The following is a 14,603-nucleotide window of genomic DNA, read 5'->3' on the forward strand; positions in this document are numbered from 1 at the left end:
AATAGGCCTGGCCTTCGGCACTGCCCTGGCCGCTTGGCCCGGCCGCACGTCACGCTCTCCGGGTGAAGGGCTGCCCGGCTAGCGCGGCGCGGATGGCGTCGGTGAGCTGCCCGCCATCCGGCAGCGGGGCGGGTCCGCGCGGCGTCTGGAAGACCCGACAGGCCAGCCGTCCCGTCCGGACCCCAGGGAAGGGGTCCCTGCCCCCGACCAGGATGGTGGGCGACCCGGCGAAGCCCAGACGGAGCGCCTGCTGCCGGCTGCGGACCTCGATGGCGAACACGTCCACCTCCGCCGCCCCTGCCATGCGGGCGGCGGACCGGGCGAGATGAAGGGCGGCCTGCCACTGCGGGCAGTCCTCGATGTAGAGGACCTCGATCCTCGGCGGAAACATCATCTCGACCCCTCCTCCTGCCAGGCCCGCGGAGCTGCCACTCTAAAATCCTGTTTCTCAATTTTAGACGTTGCCCATGCCGGGATCAATCGGAGCGCAATTGTCGGCTTGGCGCGGGCGACAAGGCCCCGCACCCGCTCCAACCCGACAATTGCGCGGTTGAGGGCGCGGGGGCTTTTGGGGCGCCGGGGGGTGAAGGCGGGGTTGGGGGGCGGGGAGAGGCAGGGCCTAGGCCTTCCGGCGGCGCAGGAACGCGGCGAGCCGGCCGGGGAACTCCTGGGGATCCGCCGCGGGCCGCGGAGGCTCGCGGCGGACTGGGGCCACGAGCGGGTCCAGCCCGCGGTCGACGGCGGCCTTCGCCGCCCGCAGCGACGCCGGCGAGAGCGGCCGCCACCTCGCGAGGAGCCCCTCCAGCTCGTCGTCGAGGGCGCCCTCGTGGGCCACCGTGGTGACGAGGCCGATCCGCTGCGCCTCCTCGGCGGAGAGCATGCGTCCTCCGTAGAGGAGGTCCTTGGTCCGCGAGGGCCCGATGCGCAGCGACATGCGGGTCGCGAACGATGCCGGCACGAGGATCCCGAGCCGCGAGATCGGCATGCCGAGGTGGGCGGTGGCGTCGGCGAGCTGGACGTCGCAGGCCAGGGCGAGCTGGCAGCCCCCACCCCCGCCACCCCCTCGACGACCGCGAGCGTGGGCATCGGCAGGTCCTCGATGGCCCGCAGCGCCGCCTCGAGGCGCCAGAAGCTGCGGTCGACCTCCGCGGAGCCGGCCCCATCCCACTCGCGCAGGTCCGATCCGGAGCTGAAGACGCCGCCGCGCCCGCGGAAGACGACCGCGCGCAGCGTGCTGCGCCCGGCGAGCGCGGTCGCGGCCTCCCCGAGCTCGTCCCACTGCCCGGACCGGAGCGCGTTGAGCCGCTCCCCGGTGCCGAAGCTGACGACGGCGACCGAGCCGTCGTCGTCGACCCTCACCCCGCCCGCGGCCTCCACGGCAGGTCCCGTCACCCCACCGCCCCGGCGGCGCGGAGCCGCTCGATGTCCGAGCGGCTGTAGCCGGCGGCGGCGAGGACCGCGTCGCTGTGCTCGCCCAGGCCGGGCGGCGGGGTGCGCACGGTGGCCGGCGTGCGCGTGAGCCGGATGGGGCAGGCCAGCGTCCGGAGGGGGCCGGCAGGATGGTCGAGCTCGGCGACCATGCCGCGGGCCAGGACCTGCGGGTCGGAGAGCGCCTCCGGCACCGTCTGGATCGGCCCGGCGGGCACCCCCGCGGCGTCGAGCCGCGCGACCCACGCACCGGTGGTCTCGGCGGCGAGGATCTCCTCGAGGAGCGGGATGAGCTCGCCGCGGTGCTCCACGCGCAGCGGGTTCGTGGCGAAGCGGGGGTCCCCGGCGAGGTCCGGCCGGCCCACCGCCTCGGCGAAGCGCCGCCACAGCCCGTCGTTGCCCACGGCGAGCATGAGGTGGCCGTCCGCCGTCGGGAACGCCTGGTACGGGGCGATCGTCGGGTGGGCCGAGCCGTAGCGCCGGGGCGTCTCGCCGCTCGCGAAGTACCCGCTGGCCACGTAGGTGAGCCACGCGACCGAGCCGTCGAGCAGGCTGATGTCCACCCACTGGCCGTGCCCGGTGCGCTCCTTCTCGTGCAGGGCGGCGAGGATCCCGATCACGGCCCACGTCCCGGCGATGAGGTCGGCGCTGCTGATCCCCACCCGCACGGGCGGACCGTCCGGCTCCCCCGTGACGCTCATGATCCCGCTGCGGGCCTGGGCGATCGCGTCGTAGCCGGCCCGGCCGGCGTCGGGCCCCGTCTGTCCGTACCCGCTGATCGAGGCGTACACGAGGCCGGGGTTCCCGGCAGCGAGCTCCTCGTAGCCGAGCCCGAGCCGGGCGGCGGTGCCCGGGCGGAAGTTCTCGACGACGACGTCGGCCTCCCGCGCGAGCCGTCGCACGGCGTCGAGCCCCTCGGGCGACTTCAGGTCCACCGCGAGGCTCCTCTTGTTCCTGTTCACCGACAGGTAGTACGCCGCCTGCCCGCCTTGGAACGGCGGCCCCCACTGCCGTGTGTCGTCACCCTGCCCGGGCTGCTCGACCTTGATCACGTCCGCGCCGAGGTCGGCGAGGGTCATCGTGGCGAACGGTCCGGAGAGGATGCGGCTCAGGTCGAGGACCACGAGGTCCCTCAGGGGGCCGGCCGCCACGACGCCGCCCCCAGAAGCGGCGTCGGGGCGGACGTCGGTGCCGCGCAGGGTCATGCGTGGCGCACCCGGCCGCGGTGGCTCCGGCGCTCGCCCGGTTCGGCGGCCGCCGTGCTCCTCTTGGGAAGCAGCAGGAGCGCGCCCATGCTCACGGCAGCGCAGATGATGATGTAGATGGAGATGGCCGTGGACCCGCCGGTCCCCTGCAGCAGGGCGGCAGCGATGAGCGGCGCGGGGCCGCCCGCGATCACGCTGGCGAGCTGGTAGCCCATGCCGGCGCCGGTGTACCGGATGTCCGGGTCGAAGCTCTCCGCGATGAGCGCGGCCTGGGGCCCGTACTGGATGTCATGGAAGATGAGGCTCACGACCACCGCGACGCCGATGAGCAGGGCGTCGCCCGTGTTGAGCAGGCCGAAGTACGGGAAGGCGTACAGCGCCGTCAGGACGACGCCGATGCCGTAGACGAGCTTCCGTCCGAACCGGTCCGACAGGATGCCGAAGACGGGAATGCTGATGAGCCCCAGCGACGCGGCGATGAGCGTGTCGACGAGGATCGCGTCGCTGCTGAACTTGAGCTGCCTGGTCGCATAGGTGATGACGAACGTGATGAACAGGTAGAACGGCGCCTGCTCGGAGGTCCGCACGAGGGCGGAGAGGAGGATCTCCTTGGGCTGGCGGCGGATGGCCTCGATCAGCGGGACCTTGACGACCTTGTCGGCCTTCTGCACGGCTTCGAACTCGGGGCTCTCGACCACGCGCAGGCGGACGAAGAGGCCAACGCCCACGAGCACGATGCTCAGCAGGAACGGGATGCGCCAGCCGTAGGTGATGAAGTCGGCCCCGGTGGCGCCGGACGTGATGCGCACCAGGCCAGTCGAGAGGATCAGGCCGAGCGGCACGCCCATCTGGGGCCAGCTGGCAGAGAGGCCGCGGCGGTGCTGCTGGCCCCATTCCATGGCGATGAGCACCGAGCCGCCCCATTCTCCGCCGACGCCGATGCCCTGGATGATGCGCAGCAGCGTGAGGAGGATGGGAGCCCAGACGCCGATGTTCTGGTACGTCGGAAGGAGGCCGATCAGGACCGTGCCGAAGGCCATGAGGAACAGGGTGACCATGAGCGTCGTCTTGCGCCCGATCCTGTCGCCGTAGTGCCCGAAGATGGCCGCGCCGACGGGCCGGGCCACGAAGCCGACGAACTGGGTGCCGAAGGCGGCGATGACGCCGGCGAAGCTGTCCTGCCCGGGGAAGAACAGCTGCGGGAAGACCAGGGCGGCCGCGGTGCCGTAGAGGAAGAAGTCGTACCACTCGATCGTGGTGCCGACGACGCTCGCGTAGGTGGCGCGCCGTACGGCCTGTTCCCGGGTTACTGCTGGTGCACTCATCACTACCTCCAGTGGCATGATGCGGGGCCTGCCGGGCCCTGAAATGTGGGTGCTCGATGCGGATAGAAGGCCGCTGCTCGTCGCAGGGTCGAAGGTGGCGGTTGCCGTCGGCAGCCCCCCACGTCGTCGTGGTAGCGCAAACCCGTATGCTGATTCCGGTACCCATAATCCGGATTTGGAAAACCAGCTGTCAACGGTTTTTCGCAAGGAGGATCCAGCCGATGGCCAAGGAACCGGGGGCAGCGGCGGCGCCGCTCCTCGTGCTCGTCAAGGTCGCCGCGATCCTCAAGTGCTTCTCCCTCGAGGACCCGGAGCCGACGCTCCAGCAGATCATCCGCAGGACCGGCCTGCCGGCGAGCACGTGCCAGCGGCTCGTCCAGAACATGGTGCGCGAGGGCTTCCTGGACCGGGACGGGGACCGGTACCGGATCGGGATCCGCTTCGTGCAGTGGTCGGCGCCCGGGACCATCGGGCTGGACATCGTGCGGGCCATCCGGCCGGTCCTCCATGCGCTCCGGGACGAGACCGGGGAGACGGCATGCCTCTACGTCCGCGACGGCGCTCACCGCACGGTCGTCGCCGTCGCCGAGACCCGGCACGTCGTCATCCGCCCGTTCTACGTGGGCCAGGTGATGCCGATCCATGCCGGCGCGCCGGGGAAGATCTTCCTCGCCTTCGACCCGGAGGCGCGGGCGGCCATCGAGGCGAGCGAGCTGACCCGGTTCACCGAGAACACCCCCGGCACGTGGGCGGAGCTGGACGCGCAGGTCGAGCTGGCCCGCTCGCAGGGCTTCTTCGCCGCGTTCGGCGAGCGCAACAGCGACGTCGGCTCGATCAGCGCCCCCGTCTACGACCACCTCGGCGATCTGGCCGCGGTGCTCGGCGTCGGCTTCCCGCTCCAGCGGATCGGCCCGCACGACGTCGAGTGGCTGGGCCCCGCGGTGGCCCGCGCCGCCCTCGCGGCGAGCGCGGCGATCGGCTACCGCTCCCCAGAGATGCATTGATGCAATGTGTTTCTGCAACACGTTGACGCGTTGCAGAAATGATGTCACTCTTAGGAGGTCGCTGTGACAGCGACCACAGCTGAACGTGACCGAACGAGGAGGTTCGCATGGCGACGATCGCCGACATCGCGCAGGCCGCCGGCGTCTCCAAGTCCACCGTGTCCCGCTCGTTCACGCGCCCCGACTCGGTCAACGCCGAGACCCGCGAGCGCATCCTGGCCGTGGCGGCGGATCTGGGCTACCGGCCCGCCCCCGCCAAGGCCGAGACCACCGGAACCATCGCGCTGTTCATCCCGGACATCGCGAACCCCTACTACCCCCCGCTCGTGAAGTCCATCCAGGCTGCGTGCCAGCGGCAGGCGCTCTCGCTGATCGTCGTCGACGGCGAGGACGACCCCGAGGCAGACGCCGAGGAGCTCGAGCGGGTCATCGGGCGCGTCGACGGGGCCATCGTCTTCGCCCCGAGGCTCGACGCCGGGCGCCTCCGCGCGCTCGACGCCGTCGCGCCCGTCGTGCTCATCAACCACGTCACCGAGGGCCTCCCCTCGGTGATCCTCTCGGCGCCCGAGGGTGCGCGGCAGGCGATCGAACACCTCGCGGCCCTCGGCCACCGGGCGATCGCCTACCTCGCGAGCCGGGAGGACAACTACTCGTCCCGCGTCCGCCTGGCGGCCGCGGAGGAAGCGGCCGACCACCTCGGCGTCACGCTCCGCGTGCTCACCCACGCAGAGCCGACCTACGCTGCCGGCGTCCGGGGCGCGGACCTCGTCCTCGCAGAACCGGTCACGGCAGTGATCGCGCACAACGACCTCATGGCCTTCGGGTGCATGAACCGGCTCATCGACCGCGGCGTCGAGGTCGGCAAGGAAGTCAGCGTCGTCGGCTTCGACGACATCTGGCTGGCCTCGGCCTCCCGGCCAACCCTCACCACGGTGACCACGCCGTACGAGCGGGGCGGCGCCGTCGCCCTCCGCATGCTCACCGAGCGGATCGGCGACCCCGACCGCCCGGCAAGCACCGTCCACCTGTCCGGGGACCTCGTGGTCCGCGGCAGCACTGGCCCCGCGCCGGCCCAGCTCGACTGACCGGCCACCCCCCTTCCGTTCCACACTTCCGTCCCGCCCCGCATGAAAGGCGAGCACATGAGCAACCTGCCAGGCAACCTGTCCGGCATCGTCGACCCGGACGTCAAGACCCCCGAGGAGCAGGAGCGCCGGCTCCGCCGCGCCAAGAAGGCCGCGCTCGCGGCGTTCCTCGGCGGCGCCCTCGAGTACTACGACTTCTTCGTCTACGCGACAGCGGCGTCGCTCATCTTCTCCAAGATCTTCTTCCCGGCCGGAGACCCGGTCGTGGCGCAGATCTCGGCGTTCGCAACCTTCGGCCTCGCCTACGTGGCCCGCCCGTTCGGCGCGATCGTGTTCGGCCACCTCGGCGACCGGATCGGGCGCAAGAACACGCTCGTCATGACCCTGGTCCTCATGGGGGCCGCGACCTTCCTCATCGGCGTCCTGCCGGACTTCCACGCCGCCGGGTACCTCGCCCCGGTCCTCCTCGTCGCGCTGCGCCTCCTGCAGGGCCTCTCCGCCGGCGCCGAGACCGCAGGTGCCTCCGCGCTGACCATGGAGGAGTCCCCGATCGGGCGCCGCGCGTTCTTCCCGTCCTTCGCGATGAGCGGCATCTCGACCGGCATCGTCCTGGCCTCCCTCGTGTTCCTCCCGGTCGCCGCGATGAGCGAGGCCGACCGGCTCGCATGGGGCTGGCGCATCCCGTTCTGGTCCTCGCTCGTGGTCCTCATCGTCGCGTACCTCGTGCGCCGCTCGCTCGAGGAGCCCGAGGTCTTCGAGGAGAAGGCCCAGCACAAGGACCTCGTGAAGCTGCCCTTCATGGACATGCTCAAGACGCACCCGGCCCAGTTCTTCCAGGTCGCGCTGATGTCCTTCGAGACCGTCACGAACACGTTCATGCAGTCCTTCGGCCTCGCCTACGCCGTCTCCGTGGGCATCAACGCCCAGACCATGCTGTGGGTGAGCATCCTCGGGAACGTCATCGCGATCGCCACCCAGCCGCTGTCCGCCTACTTCGCGGACAAGTTCGGCCGCCGGCCGATCTTCATCGCAGGCATCATCGGCTCCGGCGCGCTGATCTTCGTCTACTTCTGGGCGATCTCGACGGCGAACATCCCCCTCGTGTTCGTGGTCTCCACGCTCATCACCGCCGGCACCTACGCGATGTCCAATGCGATCTACCCGGCCTGGTTCGCCGAGCTGTTCAACGTCCGCGTCCGCTACTCGGGCATGGCGATCGGCCTGCAGATCGGCATCCTCTGCGCCGGCTTCACGCCGCTCCTCGGCACCGCGCTCGTCGGTGGCACTGCCGCCAACTGGGGGCCCGCCGCCTGGATCGTCGCCGGCTCGACCGTCCTGGCCCTCATCGGCGCCCTCTGGGCGCGGGAGACCTACCGGACCCCGATCCACGAGCTGGGCAACCGGGTCCGCGGCTCGAAGTAGGGACCTGACCCCGCAACAGCAGGGACGCGACTCCGCAAGGGCAGGGAAATGACCCCTCAACGCAACAACGTTGAGGGGTCATTTCCCTGCGTTGGGGGGTCAGGCCTGTTGCTGCCCGTGGTTCTTCCTCACGGGCGCGTCGCTGTCGCGGGCGTCGCCCTGGTGCAGCTGGAGGGCCGTGGTGATGAGGGCGAAGTGGCTGAAGGCCTGCGGGGTGTTCCCCAGCTGGCGGGACGCCTGGGGGTCCCACTCCTCGCTGAAGAGTCCCACGTCGTTGCGCAGGCTCAGGAGGCGTTCGAAGAGCTCGCCGGCCTCGTCGCGCCGCCCCGCGCCGATCAGCGCCTCGACGAGCCAGAACGAGCACGCCACGAACACGCCCTCGCGGCCGGGGAGGCCGTCGTCGCTGGCCTCGGGCCGGTAGCGCAGCACGAACCCGTCCTCGGTGAGCTCCCGCTGGACCGCCTCGATGGTGCCGACAACCCTCGGGTCGTCCTTCGGCAGGAAGCCCACGCGCGGGATCAGGAGCAGGCTCGCGTCGAGCTCGTCGCTGCCGTACGACTGGACGAACGTGTTGCGCTTCTCGTCGAACCCGTGGCGCATGACGTCGTCGTGGATCCGGTCGCGCAGCTCGGCCCACCGGTCCGCGGGACCGGGCAGGCCGGACTTCCGGATCCCCTTCACCATGCGGTCCGCGCCCGCCCACGCCATCACCTTCGAATGGGTGAAGTGCCGCCGCGGTCCGCGCATCTCCCACAGGCCGTTGTCCGGCTGGTCCCAGATCTTCTCGAGGTGCTCCATGATCGCGGTCTGCAGGTCCCACGACTCGTCGTGGTCAGCCACGAGCGTGTTGCGGGTCAGGGCGAGGCCGTCCAGGACCTCGCCCCAGACGTCGAGCTGGAACTGGCCGGCGGCGGCGTTGCCCGTGCGGACGGGCTTCGACCCCTCGTAGCCCGAGAGCCAGCCGAGCTCCGCCTCCGGCAGCCGGCGCGCCCCGTGGAGCGAGTACATGATCTGGAGGTCCGCGGGATCACCGGCGACGGCGCGGAGCAGCCAGTTCCGCCACGCCACCGCCTCGTCGGTGTAGCCGCCGGCCATGAGGGACTGCAGGGTCCACGTCGCGTCCCGCAGCCAGCAGTACCGGTAGTCCCAGTTCCTCGGGCCGCCGATCTGCTCCGGCAGCGAGGTCGTCGCCGCCGCGACGATGCCGCCCGTGGGCATGTAGGTGAGCGCCTTGAGGGTGATGAGGGAGCGCTGGACGGCATCGCGGTGCGGTCCCCCCGCCTTGCTCTTCGACGACCACCCCGTCCAGTAGTCGGTGGTCCCCTTCAGGACCTTGTCCGGATCCACCGTCCGGGGCTGCTGCGCGTGGCTGGGCCCCCACGTGAGCACGAACGACGCCCGCTCCCCCTCGCCCACGGTGAACTCGCCGACGGTCCGCATGTGCTCGCCGTGGACCGGGACGTCGCTCGCCAGATAGACCGAGTCCGGGCCCGCGACCGCGTGCAGGCCCCTGTCGCTGCGGCGGACCCACGGCACGATGTGCCCGTAGTCGAACCGCAGGACGAGCTCGAGGGCCATCGTCACCGAGCCGCGGATGCCCTCGACGATCCTCACGAGGTCGGCCACCCCGTCCCTCGGTGGCATGAAGTCCAGGACCCGCACCGCGCCGTCGTCCGTCTCCCACTCGGTCTCCAGCACGAGGGTGCTGTCCCGGTACTGCCGGCGCGCGCACGTCGTGGCGCCCTTCGGGGCGAGCAGCCAGCGGCCGGCCTCGGGGTCCGCGAGCAGCGCGGCGAAGCAGGCCGGGGAGTCGAAGTTGGGCAGGCAGAGCCAGTCGATGGATCCGTCCCTCCCCACGAGGGCCGCCGTGTGGAGGTCGCCGATGATCGCGTAGTCCTCGATCCGGCTCATCTCAGGCCGCCTTGAGGTCCAGGACCACCTTGACGTCATGCTCCTGGTGGTCGAAGGCCTGCGCGAAGTCGACGAGCGGCACCCGCCGCGTGATCAGGCGAGCCAGCCAGTCGGCGTCGGCCTTCGCCAGGGCCGCGGCGGCGGCCTCGTAGTGGCTGCGGTTCGCGTTGACCGAGCCGAAGACGACGTCGTTGCCCAGGACGGCCTCCCGGTTGGCCGCCCCTACGTCCACGGGCAGCGTCTTCCCGATCGAGGAGACGCCGGTGAGGCACGTGATGGCGTCGAGCGCGTGCTCCGTGATCGTCTCCATCACCACGGAGGGGACGCCGGTGCACTCGATGAGCACGTCCGCGCGGACGCCCGAATCCGTGAGCGAGTCCGTGTGGTAGGTCGCGCCGAGGTCCCGGACGAGGTCCGGCTTGGGGCCGTCGGTCACCCGGTCGTAGACGTGGACCTCGAGCCCACGCTGTGTGGCGAGCAGCGCGGCCAGCAGCCCAACCGGCCCGGCGCCGGTCACCACGGCGACCTTCGGATCGTAGAACGCGCGCTTGCCGATGGCCTCGGCGTGCTGCCACGCCTTGGCGACGATGGTCGTGGGCTCGAGGAGGACGCCGATCTGCTCGAGGCCCCGGTCCAGCTTCACGAGCGCATCGGCGTCGGCCCGGTAGCGTTCGCGCGCGAACCCATTCAGCCCCTTGATGCCATGCTCGGTGTACTTGCCGTTGCGGCACATGTCCCACTGCCCCGCGGCGCAGGCCTCGCACGGCACCGGGTCGGGGCGCCGCACGATCCCGACGACGAGGTCTCCCTCGGCCAGGCCCGAGCCTTCGGGGGACGAGACGACCCGGCCGAGGTTCTCGTGGCCGAGGACCAGGTGTTTGGCCCCCGGGGGGGCCTCGCCGTACTGGGCGGAGACGATCTCCTTGTCCGTCCCGCAGAGGCCGACCGCGAGGGTCTCGACCAGGACCTCCCCTTCCGACTCCGCAGGCTCGTCCATCTCGAGCAGTTCCAGGGAGTCCTTCACGCCCGGCGTCACACCCAATGCCTTCACCAGATTCACCTCGCACACGATCGCGCTCGCACCTCTTGCGGACGCTCACGCCTTCCCCTGCGTGGGGTGCGGTGAAACGCATTCCCAGCCTCCGCGCAGGCGGCGCGGCCGAGTCAGGCCGAAGCGGGGTGCAGGATGCCCTCGAGCCAGCGCGCGTTGACCTGGCGCGCCTCGGCCTCGAGCAGGCCGCCCTCGACGCCGATCCCGGCGGCGCGGAGCGTCTGGGCACCGCCCCGGGCGAGCGGGTTCGGGTCGGAGAGCGCGTACACCACGCGGTCCACGCCCGCCGCGATGAGCGCCTGGGCGCAGGGTCCCGTGCGTCCGGTGTGGTTGCACGGTTCGAGCGTGACGAGTGCGATCGTGCCGCGGGCCGCCTCGCCGGCCCGTGCGAGCGCGTCCGCCTCGGCGTGGGCCGTCCCGGCGCCGCGGTGGAAGCCCTCGGCGACCAGCTCGCCGTCGTGCGTCAGCAGCACGCAGCCCACGCGCGGGTTCGGGCCGAGCGGGACGCCCGGGGTCGCGGCGAGCTGCAGCGCGCGCCGCATCGCCTCCTCCTCGCTGTAGCGCACGACGCCGGCCGCGGCCTCGGGCGGGGACAGGACCTCGGTCACGCGGTCACCCCCAGGGAGAAGGCTGCGTCGAGGTCGATGCTGTGGGAAGTGTGGTCCCGCTTCGCGGCGAGGTAGCGGACGTTGGATGCCGAGACGTGGACGCCCGTGGGGACACGCTCCGCGACCGCGACGCCCAGCCGCTCGAGCTGGTCAGCCTTGTCCGGATTGTTGGAGAGCAGGCGGATCTGCCCGACTCCCACCGCGGCGAGCATCTGGGCGGCGGCCGTGTAGTCGCGCTCGTCCTCGCCGTGGCCGAGCGCAGTGTTGGCCTCGTAGGTGTCGAGGCCGGCGTCCTGGAGCGCATAGGCGTCGAGCTTGGAGTACAGCCCGATCCCCCGGCCCTCCTGGCGGAGGTAGAGGAGGAAGCCGCCGGCCTCGGTGATGCGCTCGGCGGCCTCGCGGAGCTGGGGCCCGCAGTCGCAGCGCTGGGAGCCGAACACGTCCCCGGTGAGGCACTCGCTGTGGGGGCGGACGAGCGGGACGGGGGCCGCGGCGTCATGCGCCTCCCAGCCGCCGAGGCCGAGGAGCAGGTGCTCCTTGCCGTCGGCAAGGCCGTGGAACGTGAAGACGTCGGCAGTGGTCTGGTAGCCGTCGGGGAAGCGCAGTGGGACGCGGACGCGGGTGCGGACGGCGGCGGCGGAACCGTGCGGGGCGGCGGGCTGGGACATGGACTCTCCAATGCTTGAATCTTCAATCAATCCTACGGCGGATTGGTTGAGGCATCAAGCATTGGCGTTGTTCGTGACGTCGACGTCTCAGAACTCGCCCGAGCCCACCCTCTTGTCCGCGGCGACCACGACGCCCGTCGCCACTGCGGCCGCGAGGATTGCGAGCCAGGCCTGCCAGCCGATCGGCGCGGTCTGGAAGAGCGTGTTCATCGCCGGCACGTACGTCAGCGCGAGCTGCGCGACGGCCTGCACCGCGGCCCCGAGGATGAGCCACCGGTTGCTGAACGGCCCGCCCGGCTGCCCGAACCGGCGCAGCGACCGGCAGCCGAAGAGGTAGACCGCCTCGACCGCGACGAACAGGTTCACCGCGAGGGTGCGGGCCTCGGCGTCGGAGGCGCCCTGCCCCAGCGCCCAGTGGAACCCGGCCCACGCTCCGGCGAGGAGGAGCGCCGAGACGAGGCCGGTGCGCCGCAGGAGCGGCCACGTCAGCAGCGGACGGTCCGGCTCGCGCGGCTGCCGCGTCATGATGCCGGGCTCCTTGGGCTCGAACGCGAGCATGAGCCCCAGGGCCACGGCCGTGGTCATGTTGATCCACAGGATCTGGGTCGGGAGGATCGGCAGCGTGGTCCCGAGCAGGATGGCCACGAGGATCACGAGGCCCTCCGCCATGTTGGTCGGGAGGGTCCACACGATGAACTTCGTGAGGTTGTCGAAGACCCCGCGGCCCTCCTCGACCGCGGCCTCGATCGTGGAGAAGTCGTCGTCGGTCAGCACCATGTCGGCGGCCTCCTTGGCCACCTCGGTCCCGCCGCGTCCCATGGCGATCCCGATGTCGGCCTGCCGCAGCGCGGGGGCGTCGTTGACGCCGTCGCCCGTCATCGCCACGACGTTCCCCTGGGACTGCATCGAGGCGATGAGCCTGAGCTTCTGCTCGGGGGACACCCGGGCGAAGACCCTGGCACGCTCGACGGCGCGGTCGTAGTCCGCGCCCTCGAGCGCCTCGAGCGCGGGGCCGTTGAGGACAAGGCCCTGCCCGGCGGCATGGCCGGGCTCGCCGTCGAGCAGGCCCACCCGGTGGGCGATGGCGGCCGCGGTCGCCGCGTGGTCACCGGTGATCATCTTGACCGTGATCCCGGCCTCCCGGCACGCGCGCACGGCCGGGGCGACGGCGGTGCGGGGCGGGTCCTGCATGGCCACCATGCCGGTCAGGAGCATGGATTCGGGCAGGAAGGCCTCATCGAGCACGGCGTCGCCCTGCCGTCGCACCGCGGTCGCGAGGACGCGCAGCCCCTCGCCTGCTCGCCCGGCGGCGACGGCGTGCACTGCCTCCGGGTCCAGCGGCTGGACGGCGCCGTCCGCCCCGAGCCGGCCCGAGCACAGGCGCAGGATGCTCTCCACGGAGCCCTTCGCGAACACGATGCCGCCGCCCCCGGCCGGGTCGTGGTGGGCGGTGGCCATGAACTGCCGCTCTGAGCTGAACGGCACCGACGCAGCGCGCGGGTGGGTTCCCTCGAACTCCTCGCGCGTGACACCCGCCTTCGCCGCCGCGACCACCATCGCGATCTCGGTCGGGTCGCCCGAGGCGCGCCAGCCGCCGTCGTGCAGGGCCAGCGTCGCGTCGCCGCACACCGCCCCGGCGACGAGTGCGGCGCGGAGCGGGCCGCCGGCGTCGTGCGCTGCGAGGTCCACGGGCCGCCCGGACGCGTCGAGGAGCTGGCCCTCGGGGGTGTAGCCCGTCCCGGTGGCGGCGTAGGAGCCGCTGGGCGTCCAGACGTGGAGCACGGTCATCTGGTTCTCGGTGAAGGTGCCGGTCTTGTCGGAGCAGATCACGGTGGTGCTGCCGAGCGTCTCGACGACCGGCAGTCGGCGCACCACTGCGCGGCGGCGGGCCATCCGGCTCACGCCGATCGCGAGCGTGACCGTGACCGCGGCCTGCAGGCCCTCGGGGATGGCGCCCACGGCGAGCGCGACCGCAGCCGTGAACATGTCCGCGGGATGCTCGCCGCGCACCACTCCGACCACGAACGTCAGCGCCGCGAGCGCCAGGATCGCGACGGTCAGGAACGCGCTGAAGCGGGCGAGCTTCTGCGTCAGCGGGGTCTCGACGCCGCGGACCGAGCCGACGAGCCGGTGGATCTGGCCGATCTCCGTCTCGGCGCCCGTCTTGACCGTGACCGCTGCACCCGTGCCCGCGGTGACGAGGGTGCCGCTGTAGACCATGTTGCTGCGGTCGGCCACCGGGGTGGGGATGGGCAGGACGGTCTCGTTCTTGGTGACGGGCTCGGACTCGCCCGTCAGCGCCGACTCGTCGACGCGCAGCTCGGCGTGGGCCACGAGGCGCGCGTCCGCGGGCACGCGGTCCCCCGCCTCGAGCAGGAGGAGGTCGCCCGGCACGAGGTCCTCGGAGGGCACGGTCTGCCGCCGGCCCGCGCGCACCACGGTCGCGGGGGTCGTCACCATGGTGCGGAGGGCGTCGAGCGCGGACTCGGCGCGGGACTCCTGGATGAATCCCACCACCATGTTCACGAGCACGACGCCGAAGATCACCGTCGCGTCCACGGCCTCGCCGAGGTACGTGGTCACCGCCCCGGCGGCCAGGAGCACGTAGATCAGCGGGTTGTTGACCTGGCCCCACACCCGCCGCAGGGTCCCGTTGCCCCGGGCCCCGGGGAGGCGGTTCTCGCCGAACTGCCCGCGGCGGCGGGCGACCTCGGAATCGTCGAGGCCATCGCGCGGGTCGGTCTCGAGGAGCAGGACCACCTCATGCACGCTCAGGCCGTGATGGTTCTCGCTCACGCGGCCAGCTTCGCCCGGCCCGCGAGGGGTGTCAAAGGAGGGCGCGTGCGATCCTGCCCACACTGGCCGGGGGCTGGCACGGCCAGGCGGCGTGTCGTGT

Annotated in this window: 11 protein-coding genes and 1 pseudogene; 3 read left to right on the forward strand and 9 right to left on the reverse strand. The window is 71.9% G+C overall.

Features of this window, described 5'->3' with window-relative positions; translation table 11 throughout:
* Positions 1–49: 49 nt before the first annotated feature.
* The 4 genes and pseudogenes from CGQ25_RS16450 to CGQ25_RS16465 form a co-directional block, all read right to left on the reverse strand.
* Entirely contained in the window at positions 50–394 is a 345-nt protein-coding gene (locus CGQ25_RS16450) for a hypothetical protein (protein ID WP_208710901.1), read from the reverse strand.
* A 225-nt stretch (positions 395–619) separates the two neighbouring features.
* Positions 620–1,392, reverse strand: a pseudogene (locus CGQ25_RS16455) (enoyl-CoA hydratase/isomerase family protein).
* A complete protein-coding gene (locus CGQ25_RS16460) occupies positions 1,389–2,633 on the reverse strand; it encodes a CaiB/BaiF CoA-transferase family protein (protein ID WP_208710903.1) in 1,245 nt (414 codons plus the stop codon). The pseudogene CGQ25_RS16455 and the gene CGQ25_RS16460 overlap by 4 nt, the downstream one beginning before the upstream one ends.
* Positions 2,630–3,958: an MFS transporter gene (locus CGQ25_RS16465; RefSeq protein WP_208710904.1), complete on the reverse strand. Its 1,329-nt coding sequence runs from the start codon at positions 3,956–3,958 to the stop codon at positions 2,630–2,632. Before CGQ25_RS16465 ends, CGQ25_RS16460 begins: the two co-directional genes overlap by 4 nt.
* 221 nt (positions 3,959–4,179) lie before the next feature.
* Between CGQ25_RS16465 and CGQ25_RS16470 the strand changes: the two genes are divergently transcribed.
* From CGQ25_RS16470 to CGQ25_RS16480, 3 genes are all read left to right on the forward strand, one after another.
* Positions 4,180–4,962 carry an IclR family transcriptional regulator gene (locus CGQ25_RS16470; protein WP_208710905.1) on the forward strand — a complete coding sequence of 261 codons (783 nt, stop codon included), beginning with the start codon at positions 4,180–4,182 and terminating at the stop codon, positions 4,960–4,962.
* A gap of 107 nt (positions 4,963–5,069) precedes the next feature.
* On the forward strand, positions 5,070–6,047 hold the full coding sequence (locus tag CGQ25_RS16475) for a LacI family DNA-binding transcriptional regulator (protein ID WP_208710906.1): 978 nt from the start codon (positions 5,070–5,072) through the stop codon (positions 6,045–6,047).
* Positions 6,048–6,104: 57 nt separating this feature from the next.
* Positions 6,105–7,469: an MFS transporter gene (locus tag CGQ25_RS16480; RefSeq protein ID WP_208710907.1), complete on the forward strand. Its 1,365-nt coding sequence runs from the start codon at positions 6,105–6,107 to the stop codon at positions 7,467–7,469.
* Between the two features lie 99 nt (positions 7,470–7,568).
* On the opposite strand, the gene CGQ25_RS16485 is transcribed toward CGQ25_RS16480, so the two are convergent.
* The 5 genes from CGQ25_RS16485 to CGQ25_RS16505 form a co-directional block, all read right to left on the reverse strand.
* The gene (locus CGQ25_RS16485) at positions 7,569–9,380 is read right to left on the reverse strand and encodes a glycoside hydrolase family 15 protein (protein WP_208710908.1); all 1,812 of its coding nucleotides are present in this window, start codon (positions 9,378–9,380) and stop codon (positions 7,569–7,571) included.
* 1 nt (position 9,381) lies between these two features.
* Positions 9,382–10,431 (reverse strand): glucose 1-dehydrogenase, encoded by a 1,050-nt coding sequence (locus tag CGQ25_RS16490; protein ID WP_208710909.1) that lies wholly within the window; start codon positions 10,429–10,431, stop codon positions 9,382–9,384.
* Between the two features lie 113 nt (positions 10,432–10,544).
* A complete protein-coding gene (ribD, locus tag CGQ25_RS16495; protein WP_369802246.1) occupies positions 10,545–11,039 on the reverse strand; it encodes a bifunctional diaminohydroxyphosphoribosylaminopyrimidine deaminase/5-amino-6-(5-phosphoribosylamino)uracil reductase RibD in 495 nt (164 codons plus the stop codon).
* The gene (gene ribA / locus CGQ25_RS16500) at positions 11,036–11,707 is read right to left on the reverse strand and encodes a GTP cyclohydrolase II (RefSeq protein WP_208710910.1); all 672 of its coding nucleotides are present in this window, start codon (positions 11,705–11,707) and stop codon (positions 11,036–11,038) included. The genes ribD and ribA overlap by 4 nt, the downstream gene beginning before the upstream one ends.
* Before the next feature lie 87 nt (positions 11,708–11,794).
* Entirely contained in the window at positions 11,795–14,503 is a 2,709-nt protein-coding gene (locus CGQ25_RS16505; RefSeq protein WP_208710911.1) for an HAD-IC family P-type ATPase, read from the reverse strand.
* Positions 14,504–14,603 lie beyond the last annotated feature (100 nt).

It is taken from the genome of Sinomonas sp. R1AF57 (genome assembly GCF_002224485.1).
Classification (GTDB): domain Bacteria; phylum Actinomycetota; class Actinomycetes; order Actinomycetales; family Micrococcaceae; genus Sinomonas; species Sinomonas flava.